Origin of the sequence: Streptomyces sp. ISL-10, assembly GCF_018614575.1 — a bacterium.
Classification (GTDB): Bacteria; Actinomycetota; Actinomycetes; order Streptomycetales; family Streptomycetaceae; genus Streptomyces.
Window position 1 is genome coordinate 34989 of record NZ_JAGGOJ010000006.1, and the last position, 25451, is coordinate 60439.

Genomic DNA, 25451 nt, shown 5'->3' on the forward strand with positions numbered 1-25451 from the left:
GCGCCCCCAGGCCGAATAGGCGCTTGTACTCAGCCGCGGCGGCAGGCCCGCATCCCGGCGCTCGTATGCTCGCAGCATGACCGATCACCAGGGCGGGTACGACACAGGACGGCCCACCGCGAACGCCATGCGGCGCGCGCTCAAGCGGGCCAGGGACGGGGTGGCCCTCGACGTCGCCGAGGCCGCCGTGCTGTTGCAGGCCCGGGGAAGTGATCTCGACGACCTGGCCGCCTCCGCCGGCCGTGTGCGGGACGCGGGGCTGGAAGCCGCCGGGCGGCCGGGGGTCATCACGTACTCCAAGAGCGTCTTCATCCCGCTCACCCGCCTGTGCCGCGACAAGTGCCACTACTGCACCTTCGCCACCGTCCCCGGCAAGCTGCGCCGCGCGGGTCACGGGATGTTCATGTCCCCGGACGAGGTCCTTCGGATCGCGAGGAGAGGCGCGGCCCTCGGCTGCAAGGAAGCGCTGATCACCCTCGGAGACAAGCCCGAGGACCGCTGGCCCGAGGCCCGGGAGTGGCTCGACGCCCACGGCTACGACGACACGATCGCGTACGTGCGGGCCATGTCGATCCGCATCCTGGAGGAGACCGGGCTGCTGCCCCACCTCAACCCCGGGGTCATGTCCTGGACCGACTTCCAGCGGCTCAAGCCCGTGGCCCCGTCCATGGGCATGATGCTGGAGACGACGGCGGAGCGGTTGTGGTCGGAGCCAGGCGGGCCCCACCACGGCTCACCCGACAAGGAGCCGGCCGTGCGGCTGCGGGTGCTTCAGGACGCCGGCCGGTCGAACGTGCCCTTCACCAGCGGCCTGCTCATCGGCATCGGCGAGACCTACGAGGAGCGCGCCGAGTCGCTGTTCGCGCTGCGCCGCGTCTCCCGCGCGTACCACGGCATCCAGGAGCTCATCCTGCAGAACTTCCGCGCCAAGCCGGACACGGCCATGCGCGGGATGCCCGACGCCGAGCTCGACGAACTCGTCGCCACGGTCGCCGTCGCCCGCCACATCATGGGGCCGTCCGCCTGCCTGCAGGCTCCGCCCAATCTCGTCGACGGCGAGTACGCCCGGCTGATCCACGCCGGAATCGACGACTGGGGCGGGGTCTCCCCGCTGACCCCCGACCATGTGAACCCGGAACGGCCCTGGCCGCAGATCGACCAGCTCGCCGAGAAGTCGGCCGCCGAAGGGTTCGAGCTGCGTGAGCGGCTGTGTGTGTACCCGGAGTTCGTGCGGCGGGGCGAGCCCTGGCTCGACCCCCGGCTGCTGCCGCACGTCCGGGCCCTGGCCGATCCGGACTCCGGCCTCGCCCGCCCCGACGTGTTCCCCGCGGGCCTGCCCTGGCAGGAGTCCGACGAGGCGTTCACCGCCACCGGGCGCACGGATCTGCATCGGACCATCGACTCCGAGGGCCGTCTCCACGACCGGCGCGACGACTTCGACGACGTCTACGGGGACTGGGAGGCGCTGCGCGAGGCCGCCGCGCCCGGCATGGTGCCGCAGCGCATCGACACGGATGTCCGCCAGGCCCTGCGCACGGCCGCCGACGACCCCACCCGGCTGACCGACGACGAGGCGCTCGCCCTCCTCCACGCCGACGGGCCCGCGCTCGACGCGCTCACCCGTGTCGCCGATGACCTGCGCCGCTCGGTCGTCGGGGACGACGTGACCTACATCGTCACTAGGAACATCAACTTCACCAACGTCTGCTACACCGGCTGCCGTTTCTGCGCCTTCGCCCAGCGGCGTACGGACGCCGACGCGTACACCCTCTCCCTGTCCCAGGTCGCCGACCGCGCCCAGCAGGCGTGGGACGTCGGCGCCGTCGAGGTGTGCATGCAGGGCGGCATCCACCCCGACCTGCCGGGCACGGCGTACTTCGACATCGCACGGGCCGTCAAGGAGCGCGTCCCCGGCATGCATGTGCACGCGTTCTCACCCATGGAGGTCGTCAACGGCGCGTCCCGCACCGGGATGTCCGTCCGGGAGTGGCTCGCCGCCGCGAAGGAGGCCGGGCTCGACTCCATCCCCGGAACCGCCGCCGAGATCCTCGACGACGAGGTCCGCTGGGTGCTCACCAAGGGCAAGCTGCCCGCGGCCACCTGGATCGACGTCGTGAAGACCGCGCACGAGCTCGGCATCCGGTCGAGCTCCACCATGATGTACGGGCATGTGGACCAGCCCCGGCACTGGCTCGGCCACCTCCGCACCCTCGCCCGCGTGCAGCAGGAGACCGGCGGATTCACGGAGTTCGTGACACTGCCCTTCATCCACACCAACGCGCCCGTGTACCTCGCCGGGATCGCCCGGCCCGGCCCGACGGCCCGCGACAACCGGGCCGTCACCGCCATGGCGCGCCTGCTGCTCCACCCGCACATCACCAACATCCAGACCAGTTGGGTCAAACTGGGCGCGGAGGGTGCGGCGGAGATGCTGCGCTCCGGCGCGAACGACCTCGGTGGCACGCTGATGGAGGAGACCATCTCCCGTATGGCGGGGTCCGGTTACGGCTCCTACCGGTCCGTCCGCGACCTCAAGGCCATCGCCGAGGCGGCCGGGCGCCCGGCGAAGCCGCGGACGACCCTGTACGGGGAAGTCCCGCAGGAGCGTCAGCAGGCCGCCGCCGCGTCCGACGGACACCTCCCGGAGCTGCTGCCGCTGCTGCCAGACTGATCGGCATGACTGCAAACGGGGGCAGAAGGACATCGCTGCGCGAGGTGATAGAAGCCCGCCGCAGCGCCGAGTTCGTCGGACGCGACGCCGAACTCGCTTGGTACGCACGCAACTCCGGCATGCGGGTCGACGACCGGCGCCGGCGGTTCGTCTTCCACGTCCACGGCACGGCCGGCGTCGGCAAGACGTCTCTTGTGCACCGGCTCAAGGAGACGGCCGCGGCACGTGGCGCGCTGACCGGATACGTCGACGACTCGGTCAACAGCGTGCCCGACGCGATGGCCGCGATCAGCGCCGACGTCGCCCGCCAGGGCAGGCGGTTGAAGGAGTTCGACCGGATGCTGGCGACCTACCGGCAGCGGCGGCACGAGGCGGCGTCCCTCGTCGACGACCCGGACCGGACGCTGACGGCGCAGGGCGGCCCGCCGACATCGCACGTGCTGGCGGCGCGCGCCGGGCTGATCGCCCTCTCGCTGGTCCCCGGAGCCGGGCCGATCGCCGGCGCCGTCGACCCGGCGCAGATCGCCGAGGGCACGGCGAAGATGAAGGCCCGGCTCAGCTCCCACTTCCGGCAGGACGACGTCCAGCTCGTCATGGACCCGCTGCCCGTCCTCTCCCCGCTGTTCTTCGACGAACTGGAGCAGGCGGCCGCGGACTCGGGACGCGGCGAGATCGCTCTGTTCTTCGACACGTACGAACGCACCGGGGCGTTCCTCGACAGCTGGCTCGCCACCCTCTTCGCGGCTCGCCGGTACGGCGAGCCGCCCGCCGGTCTCGTCGTCACCACCGCCGGGCGACGGCCCCTGGACAGGGCGCGCTGGGCGGACAGCATCGACCTCGTCGCCGAGATGCCGCTGCGGCCGTTCACCGAGGACGAGGCTCGCGAACTGCTGACGGCCAGGGGCGTCGTGGACGAGCCCGTCGTACGGGAAGTGCTGCGGTTGTCCGGGCGGCTGCCCGTCCTGGTGTCGATGCTGGCCGCGCACCCCGACACCGCGGCGGGAGCCGTGGACGATCCCAGCTCCACCGCCGTCGAACGCTTCCTCAGTGGTGAGCAGGACCCCGTGCACCGGGCTGCCGCCCTCGACGCGGCGCTCCCGCGCAAGCTCAACGAGGACGTGTTCGCCGAGGCCGTCGACGACGAGTCCGGCACGCTCTTCGCATGGCTGCGGGACATGCCGTTCGTCGACGAGCGCGCGGGCCTCGCCGTCTACCACGACGTCGTCCGCACGCCGATGCTGCGCCTGCGCAGGACAGGGTCGCCCCAGCGGTGGATCGCGAGCCACGAACGGCTGGCGGCGGCATTCGCCCGGTGGGCGGCGACGGCCGCCGCCGGAGTCGACCCGAGACGGCTGTGGTCGGCGGAGAACTGGCGTGAACTGCGGTTGGAGGAGACCTACCACCGCCTGTGCGCCCGGCCGCGGCCCTCGCTCGCCGCCGCGCTGCGCGACGGGATCGGCGCCTGCCGCGAGGGCACCGCAGCGGCCCGCGCCTGGGCGCGGATGCTGGCCCAGGCGGGCGAGGACGCGGACACCGACCTGCTGCGCGGCTGGGGCCGGGACTGCCTCGCCGCACTCGCCGACGAGTCGCGGCTCGGCATCGACCTGCTCGCCCTGCTGCTCGCCAGGGCCGAACTGGACGTCGCGGGGCGCGTCGAGGCACTCGTGGTGCGGGCCCGCGACCTGCACAACTTGGGAGACTACGAGGCGTCGCTCGCCGACTCGCGCCGGGCGCTCTCCCTCGACCCTGACCATGCGCCCGCACTGCACGGACGAGGTCGTACGCTGCGCAGGCTCGGCGACCTCGACGCGGCGCTGGCCGATCTCGACCGGGCGCTGGAGCTGGAGCCGCACTTCGGGTGGACGCACGCGGAACGGGGCGAGGTGCACCGGCTCGCAGGCCGTTACGAGGAGGCGGTCGCGGACCTGGACCGCGCGGTCGGCGCCGGGCTGGACCACCACTGGCCCCTGGCGAGCCGCGGCCACGCGCTGCTGCGGCTCGGCCGGACCGTCGAGGCGCTGGCCGACCTCGACCGCGCCCTGGAGCGGAAACCGGACTATGTGTGGGCCCTGTTGCGTCGTGCCCGCGCCCGCGGCCGGCAGGGCGACGTCGCCGGGGCGCTGGCCGACCTCACCCGGGCGGGCGAGCTCGCCCCCGACCACCCGTGGATCGCGGGCGAACGCGGCGACACCTACCGCTTCGCGGAACGTCACGAGGAGGCCGTCGCCGAGTACACGCGGGCGCTGGAGCTGGACCCGGCATACGCCTGGGCGCTCGGCAGCCGCGCCATGGCACTGGAGGCCGCGGGACGGTCGCAGGAGGCGCTCGCCGACCTGACCCGCGCCCTGGAACTGGAACCGGACTACGCGTGGGCGCTGCTCCGCCGGGCGGAGATCCGCGCACGGCAGGGCGACACGGCGGGCGCGCGGGCGGACGTCGAGCGTGCCGAGGCGACGGCGGGCAGCCGCGAGGCCCGCGCGCTGGCGGCGAGCGGGGCGGCGCACGCGCTGGCCGGACGCCACGAGGAGGCGCTGACCGACCTGGACCGTGCGCTGCGGCTCGCGCCCGGGCACCGCCCTGCTCTGTGGTCGCGTGTCGGCACCAATCTGGCTCTGGGGCGGACCCAGCAGGCGCTGGCGGACCTGGCCGAGCTGGCCCGGCTGCCGCGTACGGAGCCGGAGGGCTCGCCTCAGGTCTACCGCCCGGTGAATCTGCCGCGCTGGACCGGAGGCGGCGCGGACTCCTCCGGCTACTGACCACGGCGCGCCGACCGCCCCGCGCGGGACGTACGACGCCTAGGTCGCGGGGGACGGCGACGCGCGGTAGGTGGGGGCGGGGCGCGTGGACGCGCGGCGCGGTAGGTGGGGGTGGGGTGGACGCGATGCCGGGTACGCCGGGGCGGTGGACGGGCGACGCGCGGTAGGTGGGGGTGGGGGTGGACGCGACGCCGGGTACGCCGGGGCGGTGGACGCGGGACGCGCGGTAGGTGGGGGTGGGGTGGACGCGACGCCGGGTATGCCGGGGCGGTGGACGGGCGACGCGCGGTAGGTGGGGGTGGGGTGGACGCGATGCCGGGTATGCCGGGGCGGTGGACGGGCGACGCGCGGTAGGTGGGGGTGGGGTGGAGGCGACGCCGGGTATGCCGGGGCGGGTGGACGCGCGGCGCGGTAGGTGGGGGTGGGGTGGAGGCGACGCCGGGTACGCCGGGCGCGGTGGACGCGGGAGGCGCGGTACGCCGGGATCGCGGGGGATGCGCGGTACCGACGGGGTGCCAGGGCGCGTGGGACTTTTGGGACGCGTCGGGCACGCGGGATGCGCGACGCCGCGCCGGGGCTCGTGGGGCACGCGGGACGTGCGACGCCCGGGGCGGCCAGGTCGCGTGGGACGTGCGATGCCCGGGGCGCCTGGGCGCACGTGGGACGTACGGCACCACATCCCATCGGCTCAGTGCATACCGGCGCGATCCGCCCTGCGTCCGCGGGCCCCAGGTTCCCGTTCGATTACAGTGCTGCGCCGGGCAGTGTTCGTTCGACGTCGGGAGGCGCACGGTGAGCGCAGCAGCCGCGGCCGTGTGGGGCCGGGCCGAGCAGCAGGACTTCCGCGCCCGGGTGCGCGGTGCCCTCCTCGGCGGTGCCATCGGCGACGCGCTCGGTGCCGGGGCCGCGGGGGCGGGCCTGGGCGCGCTGCGCGAGGCGCACGGCCCGGAGGGCCTCGTCGACTTCGTACCGGTGGGCGGACGCCGGGGTGCCGTGACCGCGGCCACCCAGATGACGCTGTTCTCCGTTGACGGACTGATCCGCGCCCAGGTGAGGCGGGACACCGGAGCCTGGCATCCGCCGACCGACCTGCACCGCGCGTATCTGCGGTGGGCCGCGACCCAGCGCGACTGGGGGCCGGACGAGCGCCGCAAGGACAACGGCTGGCTGGCGCGCGAGGAATGGCTCTACGCCCGCCGCTGCCCGTCCCCCGAGTGCCTCACCGGTCTCGGCGACGAGACCATGGGCACCCTTCAAGCGCCCAAGAACCCCACCGCCCGGGACGCGGGCGCGCTCGTGCGGTCCGCTCCCTTCGGGCTCCTGGTGGGCTGGGAGCCGCAGCTGGTGTGCCAGCTCGCGGTGGAGTGCGCGGCGCAGACCCACGGCCATCCGACCGCCTATCTGTCCGCGGGGGCGTTCGCCGTGATCGTGCACGGGCTCGCCCGCGGGGAGACCCTGGACGGCTCGGTCCAGCGCGCCCTCGCCCAGCTCGCGGCCCGACCCGGCCACCAGCCGGTCACGGACGCGCTCAAGCAGGCGCTCGGCTCCGTACGCCAGGGCATCCCGAGCCCCACCCGCGTCGCGTCGCTCGGCGAGAACGGCTACGCGGAGGAGGTGCTGGCGATCGCCGTGTACTGCGCGCTCGTCGGCGAGGACATCCGCCACGGCCTGCGCCTCGCGGTGAACCACGACGGTCCCTCGGAGGCGACGGGTGCGGCGTGCGGCGCCCTGCTGGGTGCGCTCCACGGGGAGACGGCGCTGCCGCCGGCGTGGCTGTGCGAACTGGAGGGACGCGGGACACTCCTGGAGATCGCGGACGACTTCGCGATGGAGATGACCCAGGGCCCGGCGCTCCACAGCCCGACGGCCACGGCGCCGGGCTGGCTCGCCCGCTACCCCCGGGCGACCCCGGAACTGGGCTGACGTCGTCTGCACCCGGGGCGGGCCACCGGCCCGCCGAAGGGCTTGGCGATGCCGATGGCGATCGGGAAGGACCAGGTGACGCAGGACGTGATGCCGTAGGTGTATGCGATGGCCGCGTATCCGGTGAACATGACGGCACTGTGAACAGGGGGCGTCAGCGCATCAGTTCGCCCGCGTTGACGAGCAGCGACTGCCCGGTGATGGCCCGTGCGCGGTCGGACACCAGAAAGGCCACGGCCTCCGCGACGTCGGCGTCCGTCGCCAGTTCCGGAAGCGCCATCCGCCCGGTGAGCCGTCCGAGCACCTCGTCCTCCGCCACCCCCTCGGACTGCGCGGTGAGACGGACGTACGCCTTGACCGGTGGTCCCCACATCCAGCCCGGCAGCACGGTGTTCACCCGGATCCGATGCGGGCCGAGCTCGCGCGCCAGTGAGTACATCGCCGACGTCAGCGCCCCTTTCGATGCCGCGTACGCCGCCTGTCGCACCTGCGAGGGCGCGGCGACGGAGGACTGCGTACCAATGACGACGACCGCGCCGCCCCGCTGTTTCAGTGCCGGCAGGCAGGCCCTGGTCATACGCAGTGTGCCCAGCAGATTCACGTCGATGACCTGCTGCCAGGTCGCGAAGTCGGCGTCCTCGAGACCTCCGAAACAGGTGTCCCGGGCGGCGACATGGACGACGGCGTCGATCCGCCCGAACCGCTCCAGCGCGAGCGCCGCCAGCGCCTCGCACTGGGACTCGTCGGTGATGTCGGTGGCGCGGTAGGCCGTGCGCGCGGCGCCGGGGTCGATGTCGCGCGCCGCCGCGGCCAGGTTCGCCTCCGTGCGCGCGCCCAGTACCGCGTTGCCTCCGTCCCGCACGACGGTCGCCGCGACCTGGTGCCCGAGGCCCGCCCCGACGCCGGAGACGATGACGGTCCTGTCCCGAAGCGGCATCCCGGCGCCTCCCGTGTCTGGCCATTCATCTGACGGAGCGTCAGAGTAGGTCTGTCCGGCGGAGGAGGGAAGGGAGTGAGCACCGTGAACGACGGCCCGAGCGGGGAAACCCGCAGCGAGGTGTACGCGGAGCTGGCCGGCGTCGGCCCGTACGGGGTGCGCCCCGGCCACGCCCTGATCACCATGGTCGAGCCGCACCCGGGTCACGAGTACGCGTACAACCGCTGGTACGAGGACGACCACTACTACGCGGGCGCGATGGCGATGCCCTGGATCTACGCCGGGAGACGGTGGGTGGCCACCCGCGACCTCCAACTGCTGCGCTATCCGGAGAAGTCGGCGGTCGCCTGTCCCGTGACGGCAGGGTGCTACATCTCGACCTACTGGATCACGGAGGGCCGTTACACCGAGCACATGCGGTGGACGGTCGCCATCAACAAGCGGCTGAACCGCGACGGACGGGTCCATCAGCAGCGTACGCACGTCTTCACCGCGTTCCAGGACCATGAAGCCACCGTCTACCGCGACGGAGCGGCGGGGCCGCGCGACCATCATGCGCTGGACCACCCGTACGCCGGGCTGGTGGTGGAAGTGATCGATGCGCAGGGGCCCGAGCGGCGGGCGGAGCTGCTGGAGTGGCTGTGCGGGAGGCATCTGCCGAAGCGGCTGGCCGGTTCACCGGCGGCGATGGTGACTGTCTTCCGCCCGACGCCGCTGCCCGGCGACCGGATGACCTATGTGAAGCAGGTGGAAGCGGTGGACACGCGGCTCACCCTGCTGTGGTTCCTCGAGGCGGATCCCAGGGAGTGCTGGGAGCCCACGTTCCGCGGACTGGACGCGGCGGTCGATGCGACGGGACTCGGCCGGGTGGAGCTGGTCGCTCCCTTCATCCCGACGGTCCCGGGGACGGACCGCTATGTCGACCGGCTCCGTTGACACCGGGGAGACGGCTGATGCGCGAGGAGACATCTGACGCCGGAGGGGACGCTGACGCGGCGAGGGGACGGCCGAGCCCCCTCGGCCGGGACGGCGATCCAGTCGAGAGGGCTGTCGGTGGTTCTGTCGGTGGTGCTGTCCGGTGTTGGCTGACACTCGCTGGTGTGGCAGCGGTGCGCGCTCAGTCGCGACCGAACGCGCTCTGCGCCACTTCGTCGACGAAGGCATTCCACGAGTCGGAGAGGAAGGTGATCGTCGGGCCCGCGGCGACCTTCGAGTCACGCACGGAAATCGCTTCGACCACCGGGGACTTGACCTCTACGCAAGCGCCGTTACCCGTGGAGTACGAGGACTTCGTCCAGGTCTCCGTGGCGCCCTGAATGATTGCCATGATCGCTCCGCTTCGGCAAGTGATGTGATGTGCGCCAACGTTCTTGCTGGCGTGATCGACGCTACTCGCCGAGCTGGGTGCGCGAGACAGGCATTCACTCGACCGGATGGCATATACCAGGCGACTCTTCCGTCACGCCGACCCGGTGGTGTACGGTGCGGCGCTTCAGTCGTCGAAGTGCCCCGCGGACTCCCGGGCGTAGTCCTTCGCGATCGTCTCGATGAACTGCCGCGTCTGCTCCACGTTCAGAGCCTGCGCCCGCAGATGCTCGTACATGACGCTGTACTTCTGCACGTCGTTGGCCTTCTCCAGATAAAGGTCGCTGGTGACGCCCTCGATGTAGACGACGCTCGAGTCCGAGGCGTCGGGGAACTCGAGGATCGCGTACTGCCCGTTGATGCCCGGATGCGCGCCCATGTCGAACGGAAGCACCTGCACCGTGACATGAGGCTGATGGGACAGCTCCACCAGATGCTCAAGCTGCTCCCGCATGAGCTGCCGGTCGCCGACCCGGCGGCGCAGCGCGGCCTCGTCGATGACCGCCCAGAGCCGCAGCGGGTGCTCGGCGTCCCTGATGCGCTCCTGGCGGCGCACCCGGACGCTGACCCGCTTGTCGACGTCCGTGATCCCGCTCTCCGGCAGCGCACCCGCGATCAGCGCCTCGGCGTACTGCCGGGTCTGCAACAGGCCGGGCACCACCTGCGGTTCGTACACCCGAAGACTTGCGGCGTCGGTCTCCAGGCCGATGTAGACGCTGTACGGGATGTCGCCGAACGCATGCCACCAGCCCTGCTGCCGGGAGTCCTTGGCCATCTGCATCAACGAGTCGACGATGCGGTGGTCCTCGACCTCGTACACCCCGCACAGGTCGCGGACGTCGCGCTGGCTGATGGAACGGCGGCCGTTCTCCAGCCTGCTGATCTTGGACTGGGAGACGAGCAGCCGCTCGGCGACCTCCTCGGCCGTCATGCCCTTCAGCTCCCGGAGCCGGCGCAGCTCCTGGCCCAATCGGCGTCTCCTGACGGTGGGATTGACGTTGGACGCCACGGAATCTGCACCTCCGACTGCGTTGCTCTGCGTATCTACTGTTCAGCAGACTGCCACCAATCGCCCTTCCTGCGCTGGCAAATGGCCACACACGCGAACGCGCGGGGCAGCAATGAAGCTGCCCCGCGCGTTCTGCGGCTCCCGAACCGGGTCATGGGGACGTCGGTGCGGCGGTGGTGGTGCCGTGGTCGTGCGGTGCTGGTGCTGGTGCTGGTGCGCTGCTGGTGCGGACGGTGCGATGTGCCCGAGCGGGTGCTGCTGCGGTACGCGATGCCGCGGCGGCGGGCTCAGTGCGCGGCGACGCGTGCCATGCCGCTGCGGCGCGGCTGCATCGGCACCGGTCCCGGCTGACGACCGCTGCCGCCCGCCGGTTGGTTGCGGCGCGGCTGGGCGCCCACACCGTTCTGGACGTCCATGACGGCGTGCGCCACCAGACCGCCCATCGGGTCGTGCCTGATGAGGTCCCGCAGCCGGGACCTCGAGGAACGCCCTTCGTTCCCGGGGTACAGGTGCTTGCCGAGACCGACCGCGTGGGCCAGCGCGGCGAGCGCCGCGGTCCGCGGGTCCGGCGGTACACCGGTGCGGATCGCACTGTCCAGCCGGGCCCTGATGTCCCGGCTGATCGCCGTGTCCGTCGCCTGGTAGCGAGTCGTCGGCAGCACTCCGCACATCTGGCCCGCCACGGCATGCACCATGCCGCACCGCTCCAGATGCGAGAGGTAAATCTGGCGCAGCCCCAGCCGGGGCCCGCCGATCCAGTGGACCGCCCGGACCGGACTGCCGCGTCGGCGCAGCAGTTCCAGTGCGGAGTCCAGAGTCGGATCTCCGGTCGGCCGTGGCATCACCACGGCGATACGATCCCCGTCTGGGGCTATCCGTCCTGCCAGAGCCAGCTCTACTAGCTGTGCCCCGGCCAGGCCGAGGTCGAGCGACTGCGGCTGCGCTGTGGTACCCGTGGTCGGGTCCAGAGCGAGCAGCAAAAGCTCCTCCGGAAGTGTTCTGCGGCTCCTGCCCATCCATGCCTCCCCGCGTGGATGAATGACAGGGTGACCCCTCTCACATTGGTCTGTCGAGAGCGCCTGGGTGGTTTGTTAGGGAACCGATAGGTATGTCGTTCTCGTCTAGCACCGGAGCCAAGCGCTCACACAGGACACTGGTAGATGGTTCGGACACGGCGGGCACTCGGCTTCGAGGCTCGTCGTGACACTTGTCATGACACTCGTCGTACGTTCACGGTTCCGCGGACGTACCGGGATACGCATGGCGCATGGCAATGACTCATGAAGGAGGCACGGTGGCGGGCGAGTCCCCCGACAGGTCGGAGCAGCGGAAGTCGTCGGGGGAGACGACGGGGAGCGAACGCGACCCCCGGCTCACCGTGTTCCGCGAGGGTTCTCCGGGGTCTTCCGGTTCTCCGGGTGCTCCGGAGTCGTCCGCGTCGGCTCCTGAGCCGCCTCCGAACGAGCGGACGGCGGTCTTCCGGACGCTGGCCCCACGGGGGGCGGCGGACGCCGGGACGGCGGCGGAGGAGACCGCGGGGCCTTCGGCGGAGTCCGCGAAGGCGGATGAGCCGGATGAGCCGGCTGAGGCGGACGGCGCGGGTGCGGCCGGCGACAGGCCTGGCGATCCCTCGGCCTTGCGGCCGGAGGCGCCCGCGGGGTCGGGCGACGCGGATGTCGTCAGGGACGCGTCCGACGAGACTTCTGGCTCGGCCACAGCCGTGCAGACGGCGGTGGCCGCCGCTGAGGACGCGGGCGGCGCCCCGGGCGGGTCCGACGGGGCCTCGGCCCTGCGGGCGGACCCGGGCGAGGCGGACAGGGCCGACGAGGCCGCTGCCGGGAACGCCACCGACGGCGGGGCCTCGGCCCCGCAGGAGGGGCCTGACGACACGGGCGGCGTCCGGGACTCCGCCGATGCGTCGGCGGCTTCCGAGACCGAGACGGATGGCGCGGAGGCGGCCGAGAAGGGCCTCGCCACGGCGGACCGCGCGGACTCGGCTGATGCCTCCGCGAGCGACTCGGACGACGACGGGGACTCGGCGGCCGACGACGATGCCGCTTCGGCCTCCGAGCCGCCTCTGAACGAGCGGACGGCGGTCTTCCGGGCGCTGCCCGGACGGGGAGCGCCCGCGGCGGGCTCGGACGGCCCGGCGGCCGGTGCCGACGACGCCGCGTCCGGCGGCACCGACGCGCGCCTGCGCGCGGCCGTGGCCGCGTGGGTCGGCGAGACGGACGCCGAGACGGACAGCGAGACGGACGCCAAGACGGACGCCGCGACGGACGGCGAGAGCGCCGCGACGGACGGCGAGAGCGCCGCGAAGTCTGACGCCGAAGCTTCCGCGTCGCAGAAAGCCTCCGCTGAGGCCCCCGACTCCGGCGGCCCTGCCTCTGTGAACGCGAAGGCAAAGGAGAGTGCGAAAGCGAGCGCCGGCGAGAGCGGCGACGACAGCCCCGCCAAGCGCCCCGCCGTCGACCAGCCCACCACCACGCTCAAGGCGCTGCGCCGTCCTGCCGTCGACCAGCCCACGACCGCGCTCAAGCTGCCTCCGGTGCCCAGGCCCGCCACCGAGTCGAAGCCCGAGGCCGCGCCCGGTGCCGGGCGCTCGAGCACCTTCGTGCCGCTGCGACGCGACGACGCGCGACCCCCCGCTTCCCAGAAGCCGCAGGCCAAGGCCCCGGCTGCGCCATCCACCTCGTCTGTCCCGTCCGCCCCGCCCGCGGTACCCGCCGATCCCCCCGCGTCGCTCACCGAGGCGGAGCGGACCAAGCAGCAGCCGCTGCCTCCGCTGGACCTGCTCGCCGAGCTGACGAACAGCCCGCCGCCGCCGGAGACCCCTGTCCGTACGGTCGTGCGGCGCGTCAAGATCTGGACCCCGCTGGTTTTGCTTCTGTTGATCGTCTTTGCGGTCGTACAGATGTTCCGTCCGCTCCCGGACCCTGCGCTGGCGCTGACCGCCGACGCGGAGGTCACCTTCGAGGGGGGCAGGCCGACGCTGCCGTGGCCGGGCGAGGGCCAGGGGCAGATCGCGGTGTCCGGGCTCGGTGTCGTGGGCGAGTTCGGCGAGGAGAAGCCCGTACCGATCGCCAGCGTGACCAAGACGATGACCGCGTACATCATCATGCGCGACCACCCCTTCAAGCGGGGTGAGGACGGCGCCTCCATCCGCGTCGACGCCCTGGCCGAAAAGGAGGGCGGTTACGACCAGACCAACGGCGAGTCGACCCTCAACACCATCAAGGAGGGCGACACGATCTCCGAGCGTGACGCCCTCAGCGCGATCATGATCCCGTCGGCGAACAACGTCGCACGGCTGCTCGCCCGCTGGGACGCCGGTTCCGAGAAGGCGTTCGTCGAGAAGATGAACGACACCGCCAAGGAACTCGGCATGACGAACACGACGTACACCGACCCCTCGGGCCTGAACGCCAGCACCGTCTCCACCGCCGCCGACCAGGTGAAGCTGGGGCAGGCCCTGGTGAAGAACAAGGCCATGGTGGACATCACCCGCCAGCAGGAGTGGCACGACCCGTCCGGCAAGCGGCACAGCAACTACAACACGCTGATGCCCGGAAACGGCGCGATCGGCATCAAGACCGGCTCCACCACCAAGGCCGGCGGCAATCTCCTCTTCGCCGCGTACAAGGACATCGGCGGTACGACGCAGACGATCGTCGGCGCGGTCCTCGGGCAGCACAAGCCGTCCATCCTCGAAACGGTCAACGCCGTCAGCGAGCAGGTGCTCGTCGCGACCCGCGAGACCCTGAAGGCGAAGACCGTCGTCAAGAAGGGCGATGTCGTCGGTCACGTCGACGACGGCGTCGGCGGCCTCACCCCGGTCGTGGCCACCAAGGACATGACGGTGGTCGGCTGGTCGGGCCTGAAGGTCGAGCTCGGCATCACCGAGGGCGGCAAGAAGCTGCCGCATACGGCGAAGGCGGGCACAGTCGTGGGCAGCCTCACCGCCGGCTCGGGCGCGGGCACGATCAGCGTGCCCGTCGCCCTCCAGAAGGACCTCGTGGAGCCGGGCTTCGGCGACAAGCTGACCCGTATCGCGTAGGGCATTCCGGCGCATGTGGGCGTCCCGGGCCACCGGGACGCCCACGTGTTAGCGTCCCCGGGCAACTCGAGGGCGAGGGGACGGCGTCCTTCCCTTACGGACGGGTCCGTACGACGGTCTGCGCCACGGGTCCGTACGACGGCCCTCTCGGACGCCCTGACGCCCTTGTGGACGGCACACGACGGAACCGGCGGGCCCGGGGGACGACGCAGACAGGGACAGAACGGGGAGAGCCGCAGTGACCACCGCTGAGCCGACACGGGTGGACGGCAGCAGCACGCGCACGCCCGACCGGCGTCGCGGGCCGCGAATACAGCCCGCTCAGCAGGTGGATGACAGCCAGTCGGACCCGTCTCCCGGCGCCGATCCGCCGCCCCCCCTCCGCCGCCTCGCCGCCCGGCTCGCGCGCCACCCCGTTGCCCTCGCCACGGCCCTGGCCGCCCTCGTGCACCTGCTCTGGTTCTTCTTCGTCGCCAACAGCGGCGGCGACATCGCGGCGCAGGACGCCTGGGCCGAGTTCGTCGGCCGGCATCCGGACTCCGCGTACAACCTCGCCTGGTACGGCGGGATGCACCCCGTCTCGTACAGCGTCGTCTCCCCGTACCTGATGTCCGTGCTCGGAGTACGGACGACGATGATCCTCGCGGGGACGGTGTCGGCCGCCCTGACGGCGCTGATGCTCGTGCGGATACGAGCCGTCCGCAACCCGGTGGCGTGCGCGCTGGCCGGGGTGTTCGCGTTCCTGTGCAACGCGCTGTCCGGGCGGGTCACGTTCGGCCTCGGCATGATGTTCGCGCTCGGCGCGGTCGGCGCCGTCTTCTGCTGGCCGCCCCGCTGGCGTCACCACCGCTGGGCGAAGGCGGCCGTCGCCGCGCCGCTCGCCGGTCTGGCGACCGCGGCCAGCCCGGTCGCGGGTCTGTTCCTCGGCGTGGTGGCCGCGGCCCTGTTCCTGAACGGCCGCCGCCCGGGCGCGTATGCGATCGGGCTCGCGCCGGTCGCGGTGGTGGCGCTCTCGGCGTGGCTGTTCCCGTTCTCCGGCACGCAGCCGATGTCGCTGCTGTCGACGTCGCTGCCGTTCCTGTTCGGCGTGCTCGTCCTCGTCCTCGTGCCGAAGCAGTGGCGCACGGTCCGCACCGGCGCGGCCGTGTACGCGCTCGGAACGCTGCTGACCTGGCTGGTCGATTCGCAGATCGGGTCGAACGTGTCCCGGCTGCCGATGCTGTTCGCCGGTGTGGTGCTGCTCGCGGCGCTGCCGTACACGGTGCCGCGTTCCCGCAAGTGGTACGCCCTGCTGCTCGCCTTCGCGGGGCTGAACGCGTGGATCGGGTTCAAGGGCGTCGACGACATCGTCCGCACGGCGCCGACCGCGTCCTGGAACCGGGAGCTGGCGCCGCTCGTCGACCGGCTGCAGAAGGTGGGCGCGGAGCGCGGCCGGGTCGAGGTCGTCCCGGCGAGCAGCCACCGCGAGGCGTCCGCGCTCGCCCCGTACGTCAATCTCGCCCGCGGCTGGAACCGCCAGGCGGACATGAAACGCAATCCGCTCTTCTACGACGAGGAGAACGTCCTCACCTCCGCGAGCTACCGCACCTGGCTGGACCGCTGGGCCGTGCACTACGTCGTGCTGCCCGCGGGACGCCCGGACTCCAGCGGTGCGATGCGGGAGGCGGAGCTGGTCAGCGAGGGGCAGCCGTATCTGAAGCGGGTGTGGGGGGACGCGAACTGGCAGCTGTTCGCGGTGAAGGACCCGATGCCGATCGCCGACCCGCCGGCGACGGTCGAGCACGCGGGCGCGGGGGAGCTGACGATCCGTGTGCCGTCGGCGGGCCGGGTGCTGATCCGGATCCCGTACTCGCCGTGGCTCGGCCTCGTGGACGAGGAGGGCGGGAGCGTGCAGGGCCCGCAGGAGACGGAGGAGTCGAAGCTGCGGGAGACCGGGCCCAAGAGCTTCGACAATCCGCACGGCTGCCTGCTGAAGGCGGAGGAGGACCCGCAGGGCGACGAGTGGACCGAGCTCCTCGCCCCGCGCGCGGGGGTCTACCGGCTCGCCGCGCCCTACCGAATCCCGCGCGGTACACCCTGCCCCGACGAATTGCGATAGCCGCGCAGCCTTACCCGCGTTAACACTTATGCGCTCCGTCCCGCTCGTGCATAGTGGACGCGTTTTGACATACCGATCAGTCGGTCTACGGGGTTCGGTGCGACATGGCGTGCGAACGATGCGGCGACGACGGCGCGGGAACGGGAACGGGCATGGCGCGGCCTTGGAGAACGGCGAGGCGGCTGCTCAGGATGGTCGCGCTGACAGCGCTGACGCTGACCCTCACGGCGTGCGGCCCCTTCGGCAGCGACACGGAGCCGGCTGGCGCGCGGGCGCCGGGCCCGGACAAGGACCTGGACGAACTGGGCGGCGCGCCGCAGCGGATCGTGCCCTCCGACGTCCCGGACCCTTCCCCCTCCCCGTCCCGCTCCCTCGCGACACCGAGCCCGAAACCGCCGGCGCCGTCGAAGCCGCCCCGCCCGAAGAGCCCCTCGTACGCGGCCTGGGCCGGACCCGGCTGCACAGGAGGCGGGCGCTACGAGGAGGAAGGCCGCTACAGCGACGGGGACGAGGGCTGGTACACCGTGCGCTCGGGCGGCCACCGGGGCGACGGCTGCGACGGCCGCTTCACGGCCATCCCCATGTCCGGCTCCCCGGTCAAGGACCGGGGGAACACGGCGACCTGGTCCTGGTACGTCGGCAGCGGCTACACCAGCTGTTCCGTGGCGGTCGTCGTTCCGGACAGCGACCGGGCACAGGATGTGGCGGGCCGGCCGTCCACGTACCTCGTTCTGAAGGACCCCGGTGATCCGGGCAGCGCGATCAAGACGTTCGAGATCGACCAGACGTCGCTGCGGGGCAGGGGCGTGGTCATCGAGAAGGTCCCGGTGCACGACCAGCGGCTCACGGTGCAGCTGGTCGACCGAGGCCAGGACTGGGGCGGCGACGGCCGGCGCGGGGCGCACCACGCTGCGGCCCAGATGCGGGCGGAGTGCTGACCGGCGCTGCCGGGACCGCCCTGGTGTGCGGGATGCCGCAGTGGGACGATTGAGGTGATGACCCTGTAAAGGGGGCGACATGTCTGCGATCAAGGAAAGCGTCGACATCGATCGGCGTCCCGAGGATGTCTACTCGTACGTCGTAGAGCCCTCCCACCTGCCGGAATGGCAGGAGAGCGCTGTATCCGCGCAGCGGGTCGGCGACGCCCCGATCGGCGTGGGCTCCAAGGTTCAGGTGATCCGTCGGGTGGGCCGTCGGGTGTTCCCGATGACCATGGAGATGACGGAGTTCGACCCGCCGAGGAGCTGGCGCCTGCACGGTGTGGACGGCCCGGTCCGGGGCGATGTCCACGGCACGATCGAACCACTCGACGAGGGCAGGCGCTCACGCGTGACGCTCGACCTCGACTTCGAGGCCCACGGCATGGGCAAGGTGCTGGTCCCGCTGGTGGTCCGCCCGTTCGCGCGCAAGGAGATGCCGAAGAACGAGCAGAGGCTCAAGAACCTGCTGGAGCACTCGGCCGGGGCGTGACGCCGAGGTAGAGGTTGGCACGCCAGTGGCCCCCGGGACGGAGCAGCCGCCGCGGGTGCCGCCCGACCGCCCTGCTGTCGCTGCGCGCGATGAGTCGAGCCCGTCGACAATGAGGCGTGTGTGTTGTGCGCCTTGTCAGGTCACGGCATTGAACTGTTTCATCAGCGCGTGACCGCCGACCGGCTCCGGCCGACGACGTGGAGCGCCAGGGGCTTCCTGCGGATCGTCCCGCAACGTCAGGCGCGACCCGTGGTGATGAACCGCTCGACCTCGCGCGCCAGATGCGCGTCATCCAGCTCCGGCAGACCCGACACGATGGCCACCAGCTCTTCCGCGAGATCGGGAAACAGCTCCCAGGCGGCAGGCTCACTGCCTATGACGGCGAAGAGCAGGTCACCCTCGTAGTACTTGCCTTCCGCCATCGGATCATCCCGCAGCACCTCCAGCGCCAGCGGAAGAAGGAAGGGCAGCCCGACATCCTGAGTGATCAGCGCGCGGAGGTCCTCAACAGTGAGCTCACCGAGCCTCTTGCGCCGCAGGGCGTGCACAGTCCTGACGAGCATCGTGGTGTTCTCGGGTGGGGCCGGCCAACGGTCATCCTCGAGCTCTTCCAGGGAACGGTCACGGTGCAGCAGACGGCTCATGCGGCAAGACTAGAGATCTTCAAGGGTGCGGGTTGGTGGGCAAGTCATCGCGCAGCACGCTGTAACGCACGACGTCCCGCCACTGCCCGTTCCGGAACACGGTGCTGCGCAACACCCCCTCGCGGGTGAAACCGCATTTCTCCAGTGCGCGTTGCTCGGCGATGTTCTCCGTCTCGGTGTCCGCCTCAAGCCTGACCACCGGTGTGTGCGCGAACAGGTACCGCGTCAGCAGCCGCTGGGCCCGGGTTCCGACACCGCGGCCCCGGCCTTCTGGCAGCAATTGGGCTCCGATGTTCCAGTGGTACGAGCTCCGCGCCGTCACGACCTTCCGCCATGCCACGAAGCCGAGCAAGTCAGCGCCGGCCATCACCATCAATTGGCCGCCTTCATCGCTCAGTAGGCCGTCCTGCGTCCAGCGCCGTCGCCAGCGCCCCGGATCTGACCAGCCCAGCCATTGGAACGGCCCGGTCGCCTCTGGATCTGTCAGGAATCGCTTGAGCACCGGCAGGTCGTCCTCGGTCGCTGGACGCAGTATGACGGGACCATCGTTCATCTCCGTCACCCTAGTACTGCAACGGTCTTTGCCGTGACGGTCGGGCAGTTTCGGGTGGTGTGCGGCCGCGTCGTTTGTAGTGGCTGATGCGGGCTTGGTGTTGTCGTCGGCGGCGCCGGTGTGACCAGTGCAGGACGTGGTCGATGGGTGCTGGCCGGCGGCGAGTGAGGCGGTGGATCAGACGCCTGATTTCGGCGAGGCTGAGGGGAACAAGGTCGGAGGATCCGTTTCTGCTTTCTCTGTATCGAGCTCGCGGGCCCGCAGGACGGTGAGGCAGGCGTGGGCGGCCATGGCCAGGGTCATGTGTCGGTGCCAGCCGGGGTAGCGGCGGACCTGACGGCGGGCGATCAGATGGCCCAGCGGGTGACGACGGTGTCGTGCCGGGTGGTGGCCATGACGTGGAAGACATCGGCCTGCTCAAGCTCGGACCGCCAGCCCTTGGAGAAGCCGTAGGCGGCGTCCGCGGTCACCCACCGGAACGGAATCCGGTCCGCGATCGCCCGGCGGACCATGGTCTTGGCCATCACCACCTTCGTCTCAAAGCCGACCGCGTCGTCGATGCCGGCCAGGCGGCACCGGTCGCGGTCATCCGTCCACGACGTGGGCAGATACAAGCGGCGGTCGATCAGTGTGCGGCCGCGGCTGGCGGCATAGGCCAGGAAGACTCCGATCTGGCAGTTCTCCGTGCGGCCCGCGGTTCCGGAATATTGCCGCTGGACACCGGCTGACCGCACGCCATTCTTCAGGCACCCGGTGTCGTCGACGATCAACACCGCCCCCGGATCGCCGAGGTGCTCGACCACATAGCCCTGCACAGCGTCGAGGACCTCATCCGCGTCCCAGTCAATCCGGTTCAGCAGCCGGTGGATCCGGTCCGGACCCGCATGACCGGCCTCCTCCGCCAGCGTCCAGCCGTTCTTCCGCTCCAACGGAGATATCAACCCCGCATATACGCAAGCGTCGACTCACGCGGCTCCGACCCGGAGAAACGGTGCACGAACCTCTCATGCAGAGCCTTCAGCTCACCCGCCCACGACCGGGCATCAACAAGAACCCCACCGCCAGGCACAGTCCTTTCTTTCCCAGAAACCACTCCCCGCTCACCGGAAGTGAAACCTTCCTGTGTAAATCGAGTTGAGTAGGTGGCCGTTGCTGCGCCGCTGTGCCGAGTCATGTATGACACGCGAGAAGCGTTGCAGCCTGCGTCAGGGTTCCGTCGGTTAGAGTTCGACGGCTGTCCGCATCGCGCGCCGGACCGGCGAAAAACGAGAGAGGGAGACGATGCCGCTCTATCTATCGAGGTTCAGTTATACGCCGGAGACCTGGGCCAGGATGATCGGCAACCCAGAGGACCGCAGAAGGGCCGCTCAGTCGTACATCGAGTCCGTCGGCGGGAAGCTCCATGGGTTCTGGTACGCCTTCGGCAAGCACGACGGCTACAACCTATGGGAAGCCCCCGACAATGTTTCCATGGCGGCGGTTGCGCTGGCAATCAATGGCGGCGGTGCGCTGAGCTCACTGGAAACGACAGTTCTTCTGACGGTTGACGAAACGATGGACGCTCTGCGCAGGGCCGAGGAAGTCCAGTACCAGGTGCCTGGCGCGTAGCGGCTCCCGCCCGATCGAGGATTGTCCGGAGCGCAATCATTCGTCACGCTGCTCGAGTCGCTTTCCTCGGCGCACCGTGTACCAGTCCTTCACCCGGCGACTCGACTCTGCCGGCCTTCGCGTCATCCGGCTGGGCGACGCCCGGCGCGGCAGCGCGCCGCAGCCGCCGATGTCACTCGCCGTGCCCGCCAGCTCGACCGGCCTCCGCCGCATCGAGAGCCCGGCCGGGGCTACGGCGGAGAGCACCGCCAGGATCGCGCACGCGCCGACCGTGATGCCAAGGGGCTCCCACGGCACCGCGATCGAGGTCCACACTTCGAGGATGCCCAGCGCGGCCCACAGCCCGAGCAGGTTCAAGGCGGCGACCAGGGCGCCCAGCACCGTGCCCACCACCACGACCATCAGTGCCTCCGCGGCCACCATGCGCAGCACCTGCCAGGTGGTGGCACCGGCGAGCCGCAGCGTCGCGAGGTCGCGGACCCGGTCGGAGGTGGCCATCGCCAGGGTGTTGGCGAGCGCGATGCCGGCGTAGAGCAGGGCGATGCCGAGGACGAGCATGACCCCGGCCGCCGTACCGAGCATGGCGTTCGCAGCGACCAGTGCCTCGCTGTCGTGGTCGGGTCGGGATCGGCGAACCGGCGGTCGTCGCCGGTCAGCACCCGTACACCAGCCGAGTCGTCGGCCTTCGCGCGGACGACGGCGGCGTCCGCGTCCATCACGAGCTGGTCCACGGGCGGTGACACCTGCGCGGCGCGCGCGTCCGTGAAGAACACGATCCTCGCGGCGGTCGGCGATGCTGACGCCCTGTCGGACGCCGTGGCCTCGTACGACCCGGACATCGTGGTCACCGACGTGCGCATGCCTCCGGGCTTCCAGGACGAGGGCCTGCACGCCGCTGTGGAACTCCGCGAGGACCGACCCGAGCTGCCCGTCCTGGTCCTGAGCCAGTACGTCCACCGCGCATACGGCGAGCTGCTGGGCTCCGGGAACGGATCGGGCGTCGGCTATCTGCTCAAGGACCGGGTCGGCCAGATCGGGGAGTTCGTGGACGCCCTCCATGAGGTCGCGGACGGAGGCACAGGCGTCGACCCGGAGGTCGTACGCCACCTACTGCGACGCCGCCGGGGCCCGCTCGAACGCCTGACTCCCCGGGAACGCGAAGTGCTGGCACTGGTCGCTCAGAGCAAGTCGAACAGCGCGACGGGTACGTCGGAGAGGCGTCGTCGGTAGTGGCTTTGCCGGGCCATGGCTCGGTGGTGCCTGTGTCGGGTTGGCCAGTCGGCAGCCTGGTTGGAGACGTCGGCGGGGTGATCGCGGCCGCGTGTCCAGGCCGACCTGACCCTGGCGGTCTCGCAGCACTCCTCGACGCTCCAGCGGGTGCCGTCCACGCGGACCAGCTCCGGCAACGCCACCTCGTGGGGTGACCAGCACAAGTGGAAGGCGAGTTCGCCAGTAGCTCGATTCCGACGGATGAGCAGGTGGCGGTGACTGCCGCTACCGGACTGCACCCAGGCCCAGCACACAAGCGGCGGTTACTGCTCGGCGATGAGGCTGGGCAGTTTGCGCATGTCGTGGAAGATGATGGTGCCGGGCCCTTCGAGCCGCTCGGCGCGGGTCAGTCCGCCGACGTAGCCGAAGGCCCGCATCCCGGCGGCGCGCGCCGCCTGGACGCCGGGCCGGCTGTCCTCGACGACCACACATGCTGCGGGTGCGACGCCCATCCGCTGTGCGGCGTGCAGAAACAGGTCTGGAGCCGGCTTGCCGCGGGAAACCTCGGTGGCGCTGTAGATGCGGCCCGCGAACCGTTCGTAGAGGCCGGTGCGTCCGAGGGTGTGCCGCATCTTCTCGTGGGAGCCGCTGGAGGCGACGCAGGTCGGCAGCGTGATCGAGTCGAGTGCTTCGGGCAGTCCCTCGACGGGGGACAGCCCACTGTCCACCGCCTCCCGGTGGAGCTGTTCGAACCGTTCCCACCAGACAGCGGCCGTCCCCTGACCGAGCCGTGCGGTGATCTGCTCACGGATGGAGGCGCTGGAGCGCCCGATGAATCGATCAATGACCTCCTCCTCGGTCAGCGGCCAGCCAAGTTCCGCTCCCAGGGCGACCTGGACGCGTGCGGCGATGCGCTCGCTGTCGACGAGCACGCCGTCGCAGTCGAATATCACGAGTTCGATCGGCTTGATCATCCCCCGCAGCATATGGGGCACCCGGGTCACGCGGCAGCGATCCCTTGCAAACCCTGGCTGTCGGACTTGGAAGCGGTCCAGGAACTGCGCTGTGGCCTGCGGTGGAAGGCCGCTTGTGGGCAGGGGCTGCATGACATGGCGTTCGACCCGTCGCTGCTGGCGTATTTCCGCCTCCGTCTGGCCTGCTCGGTGCGGCCGAACCGCGTCTGCGATGTCGTGCGCGAGGTGGATCGCTGAAAGAGCGTTCTCGAAGCGCGTTCTACCGAGGCGCGTTGACAGGCACCTGAGCCGCGGTTGACCGCACGCCAGGCCTCCGCGCGGAGTCGTTCGGGGTGAGGACAGCCCTCGGGCACAACCGGGGGTTCGCCCATGGTCCCTTTCCGGGAAGCGCGATAGCTTCGGCGGGCGTTGAGCCCAGACGGCTCTGACCAGCGCTTTCTTCAGGCTTGTCTCGGACAGCTTCCATAACGGGGGACATTCATGCGTCAGCAGCTTCGCTGCCTCGGGATCTTCGTGGCGGTCGGAATCGCAGCCGGCGGACTGGCCGCGTGCGGCTTGGTGAAGGGGGAGACCTTCGAGGACGACAGCGTGCTCTCCGGGAAGATCACGGCGGTGCGGCTGGAGAACGGGTCGGGCGGTGTCACCGTGAACGGGAAGGAGGGCGACGGAAATTGGTCGCTCCACCGCGAGGTCGAATACAGGGGCAACAAGCCCCAGGGGCACCACCCACCGGATCGAGGACGGAGTCCTGGTCCTCGGCGGCTGCGGCAGCCGCTGCTCGGTGACCTACACCGTCGACGTGCCCGCCAACCTCCCAGTGAACGGCACCGTGTCGAGCGGCGCCGTGAGCCTGGCGGAGGTGGGTGCGGTGAAGGTGACCACCAGCTCCGGCCGCGTCGAGATGAACGGGGTGTCCGGCCCTGTTGAGGTACGGACCTCCAACGGCCGGATTACCGGGCAGAACGTCGAAGGTCGTCGGATCCAGGCATAGACCTCCAACGGCGCGATCAACCTCAGCCTCGTCACACCCCAGAACGTACAGGCCAAGAAGTCATGCACCTGGCCGGAGGCGTCGTGAAGGGCGCCGCGGGCCTGGTCAACTTCGTCCGCTCGGTCAACCCACTCGACATCTACAACCTGACCCACCCCGCCGAGTACTACAAGGGCGTCAGCACCACGTTTGCCGGCCTCGCCACCACCATCGCCAACCCCGACCGCGCCCTGAAGAACGCCTGGGACGCCGCCAAGGGCGACCCCTCCGAATTCCTCGGCCGCCTCATCCCCGAACTCATCGGCACCAAGGGCGGCGGAATCCTGAAGGGCGGCCTCCGTGCAGGCATGAGGGACCTGCCAGGCGACGCGGGCAGATTGCCGAACGGCAAAGTGCCGGACGAGTGGGCGACCGGAGCCCGACGGCGACCGAGGGGCCTTCTCGACGATCCAGCGCAGACCCGGTGGGCCGAGGATGCCTACAACAGCTTCCTGGAGGACCCGCGGGACATCAGCAGCATTGCCGAGCACTCTCGTGGTGTGGAACGCGGCAATGGTTCCTCAGGATTCACCGAGGAAGAAATCGCGTCGGTGAAGAAGCATGTCTTCGACACCGAGCATCCGATCGTCGACCCGAGACGGGCCAGGTCGTCATCCGGAAGTTCGACGCGCATGCCGAGATCGCGGATGCGTGGATCCGGCTGAGGTCCGGAAACGGCCTGCCCGAGGACCACCTCCTGCTCGAGCACGAGATCGCCGAGCTCGGCTACCTCCGCGACAATCCCGGTGCCACGTACCAGGAAGCCCATCGCTTCGCGAACAGCAACTACAACTGGGAGGAAAAGGTACCCTTGTGCAAACGGGAAGACCTGGAAGGGGAATGGTGATGGCTTCGCTCGTCTATTTTCGCAAGGTTGCCGGATCGGGCAATTCGGTCGAGTACGCATTCGGCTTCGATTCGACGGAAACACCTCGCACCCTCGTCATGGATACGGAGAGCCGTCGATCCCGTCCGACAGACGGCGCAGTCGACTACGCATTCCTCAAGGCATCGCGCAAGATCAATGCCATGTACGACGAGTTGGCACAGTGGCCGGATCGCGGCATGAGCGCGAGCTGACGGTCACAGCGGTGATAACCGTGTAATGGGGGCGACATGTCCGCGGTCAAGGAAAGCGTCGACATCG

General features: G+C 70.7%; 20 protein-coding genes and 4 pseudogenes. 14 read left to right on the forward strand and 10 right to left on the reverse strand.

The window, feature by feature from the left end; translation table 11 throughout:
- Positions 1-76: 76 nt before the first annotated feature.
- The 3 genes from J7E88_RS06405 (at position 77) to J7E88_RS06415 (ending at position 7350) form a co-directional block, all read left to right on the forward strand.
- Positions 77-2671, forward strand: coding sequence for a bifunctional FO biosynthesis protein CofGH (locus J7E88_RS06405; protein ID WP_215178261.1), 2595 nt, complete (start codon positions 77-79; stop codon positions 2669-2671).
- A gap of 5 nt (positions 2672-2676) precedes the next feature.
- Positions 2677-5427 (forward strand): tetratricopeptide repeat protein, encoded by a 2751-nt coding sequence (locus J7E88_RS06410; RefSeq protein ID WP_215178262.1) that lies wholly within the window; start codon positions 2677-2679, stop codon positions 5425-5427.
- A 792-nt stretch (positions 5428-6219) separates the two neighbouring features.
- Entirely contained in the window at positions 6220-7350 is a 1131-nt protein-coding gene (locus J7E88_RS06415) for an ADP-ribosylglycohydrolase family protein (protein ID WP_215178263.1), read from the forward strand.
- Here J7E88_RS06415 and J7E88_RS06420 read toward each other — a convergent pair.
- Both J7E88_RS06420 and J7E88_RS06425 read right to left on the reverse strand, forming a co-directional pair.
- Positions 7320-7481 (reverse strand): hypothetical protein, encoded by a 162-nt coding sequence (locus J7E88_RS06420; RefSeq protein WP_215178324.1) that lies wholly within the window; start codon positions 7479-7481, stop codon positions 7320-7322. The two genes, J7E88_RS06415 and J7E88_RS06420, sit on opposite strands and share 31 nt — an antisense overlap.
- Before the next feature lie 23 nt (positions 7482-7504).
- Positions 7505-8287 carry an SDR family oxidoreductase gene (locus tag J7E88_RS06425; RefSeq protein ID WP_215178264.1) on the reverse strand — a complete coding sequence of 261 codons (783 nt, stop codon included), beginning with the start codon at positions 8285-8287 and terminating at the stop codon, positions 7505-7507.
- 75 nt (positions 8288-8362) lie between these two features.
- Here J7E88_RS06425 and J7E88_RS06430 point away from each other — a divergent pair, with 75 nt between their 5' ends.
- Positions 8363-9223: a hypothetical protein gene (locus tag J7E88_RS06430; protein ID WP_374196239.1), complete on the forward strand. Its 861-nt coding sequence runs from the start codon at positions 8363-8365 to the stop codon at positions 9221-9223.
- Between the two features lie 181 nt (positions 9224-9404).
- Here J7E88_RS06430 and J7E88_RS06435 read toward each other — a convergent pair whose 3' ends face one another.
- The 3 genes from J7E88_RS06435 to J7E88_RS06445 all read right to left on the reverse strand — a co-directional run bounded on the left by J7E88_RS06435 (position 9405) and on the right by J7E88_RS06445 (position 11677).
- Positions 9405-9614 carry a DUF397 domain-containing protein gene (locus J7E88_RS06435; protein WP_215178265.1) on the reverse strand — a complete coding sequence of 70 codons (210 nt, stop codon included), beginning with the start codon at positions 9612-9614 and terminating at the stop codon, positions 9405-9407.
- A gap of 165 nt (positions 9615-9779) precedes the next feature.
- Positions 9780-10661, reverse strand: coding sequence for a helix-turn-helix transcriptional regulator (locus J7E88_RS06440; protein WP_215178266.1), 882 nt, complete (start codon positions 10659-10661; stop codon positions 9780-9782).
- A 287-nt stretch (positions 10662-10948) separates the two neighbouring features.
- Positions 10949-11677 (reverse strand): GPP34 family phosphoprotein, encoded by a 729-nt coding sequence (locus J7E88_RS06445; protein WP_215178267.1) that lies wholly within the window; start codon positions 11675-11677, stop codon positions 10949-10951.
- Between the two features lie 251 nt (positions 11678-11928).
- On the opposite strand from J7E88_RS06445, the gene J7E88_RS06450 reads away from it, so the two are divergent.
- From J7E88_RS06450 to J7E88_RS06465, 4 genes are all read left to right on the forward strand, one after another.
- The gene (locus J7E88_RS06450; RefSeq protein WP_251022242.1) at positions 11929-14718 is read left to right on the forward strand and encodes a serine hydrolase; all 2790 of its coding nucleotides are present in this window, start codon (positions 11929-11931) and stop codon (positions 14716-14718) included.
- Positions 14719-14956: 238 nt separating this feature from the next.
- Positions 14957-16816, forward strand: coding sequence for an MFS transporter (locus tag J7E88_RS06455; protein ID WP_215178268.1), 1860 nt, complete (start codon positions 14957-14959; stop codon positions 16814-16816).
- A 191-nt stretch (positions 16817-17007) separates the two neighbouring features.
- Positions 17008-17754, forward strand: coding sequence for an adhesin (locus J7E88_RS06460; protein WP_215178269.1), 747 nt, complete (start codon positions 17008-17010; stop codon positions 17752-17754).
- A gap of 79 nt (positions 17755-17833) precedes the next feature.
- The gene (locus tag J7E88_RS06465) at positions 17834-18286 is read left to right on the forward strand and encodes an SRPBCC family protein (RefSeq protein ID WP_215178270.1); all 453 of its coding nucleotides are present in this window, start codon (positions 17834-17836) and stop codon (positions 18284-18286) included.
- A gap of 236 nt (positions 18287-18522) precedes the next feature.
- Here J7E88_RS06465 and J7E88_RS06470 read toward each other — a convergent pair whose 3' ends face one another.
- From J7E88_RS06470 to J7E88_RS06480, 3 genes and pseudogenes are all read right to left on the reverse strand, one after another.
- On the reverse strand, positions 18523-18930 hold the full coding sequence (locus tag J7E88_RS06470; protein ID WP_215178271.1) for a contact-dependent growth inhibition system immunity protein: 408 nt from the start codon (positions 18928-18930) through the stop codon (positions 18523-18525).
- 19 nt (positions 18931-18949) lie between these two features.
- A complete protein-coding gene (locus J7E88_RS06475) occupies positions 18950-19483 on the reverse strand; it encodes a GNAT family N-acetyltransferase (protein ID WP_215178272.1) in 534 nt (177 codons plus the stop codon).
- A 177-nt stretch (positions 19484-19660) separates the two neighbouring features.
- A pseudogene (locus J7E88_RS06480) lies at positions 19661-20552 on the reverse strand (IS701 family transposase).
- A 212-nt stretch (positions 20553-20764) separates the two neighbouring features.
- Between J7E88_RS06480 and J7E88_RS06485 the strand changes: the two are divergent.
- Both J7E88_RS06485 and J7E88_RS37335 read left to right on the forward strand, forming a co-directional pair.
- Positions 20765-21091 (forward strand): GYD domain-containing protein, encoded by a 327-nt coding sequence (locus tag J7E88_RS06485; protein ID WP_215178274.1) that lies wholly within the window; start codon positions 20765-20767, stop codon positions 21089-21091.
- 70 nt (positions 21092-21161) lie between these two features.
- Positions 21162-21248 (forward strand): annotated as a pseudogene (locus J7E88_RS37335) (oxidoreductase); the annotation flags it as partial.
- Between the two features lie 110 nt (positions 21249-21358).
- Here the strand turns inward: J7E88_RS37335 and J7E88_RS06490 are convergent.
- A pseudogene (locus J7E88_RS06490) lies at positions 21359-21673 on the reverse strand (FtsX-like permease family protein); the annotation flags it as partial.
- A gap of 132 nt (positions 21674-21805) precedes the next feature.
- On the opposite strand from J7E88_RS06490, the pseudogene J7E88_RS06495 reads away from it, so the two are divergent.
- Positions 21806-22291 (forward strand): annotated as a pseudogene (locus tag J7E88_RS06495) (hypothetical protein); the annotation flags it as partial.
- Between the two features lie 332 nt (positions 22292-22623).
- Here the strand turns inward: J7E88_RS06495 and J7E88_RS06500 are convergent.
- The gene (locus J7E88_RS06500; RefSeq protein ID WP_215178276.1) at positions 22624-23274 is read right to left on the reverse strand and encodes an HAD family phosphatase; all 651 of its coding nucleotides are present in this window, start codon (positions 23272-23274) and stop codon (positions 22624-22626) included.
- 781 nt (positions 23275-24055) lie between these two features.
- Here J7E88_RS06500 and J7E88_RS06510 point away from each other — a divergent pair.
- The 3 genes from J7E88_RS06510 to J7E88_RS06520 all read left to right on the forward strand — a co-directional run bounded on the left by J7E88_RS06510 (position 24056) and on the right by J7E88_RS06520 (position 25384).
- A complete protein-coding gene (locus tag J7E88_RS06510) occupies positions 24056-24265 on the forward strand; it encodes a hypothetical protein (RefSeq protein ID WP_215178278.1) in 210 nt (69 codons plus the stop codon).
- A 62-nt stretch (positions 24266-24327) separates the two neighbouring features.
- Positions 24328-24969, forward strand: a complete 642-nt coding sequence (locus J7E88_RS37340; RefSeq protein WP_374196240.1) for a hypothetical protein — start codon at positions 24328-24330, stop codon at positions 24967-24969.
- A 181-nt stretch (positions 24970-25150) separates the two neighbouring features.
- Complete coding sequence (locus J7E88_RS06520) at positions 25151-25384, forward strand: hypothetical protein (RefSeq protein WP_215178280.1); 234 nt, start codon at positions 25151-25153, stop codon at positions 25382-25384.
- Positions 25385-25451 lie beyond the last annotated feature (67 nt).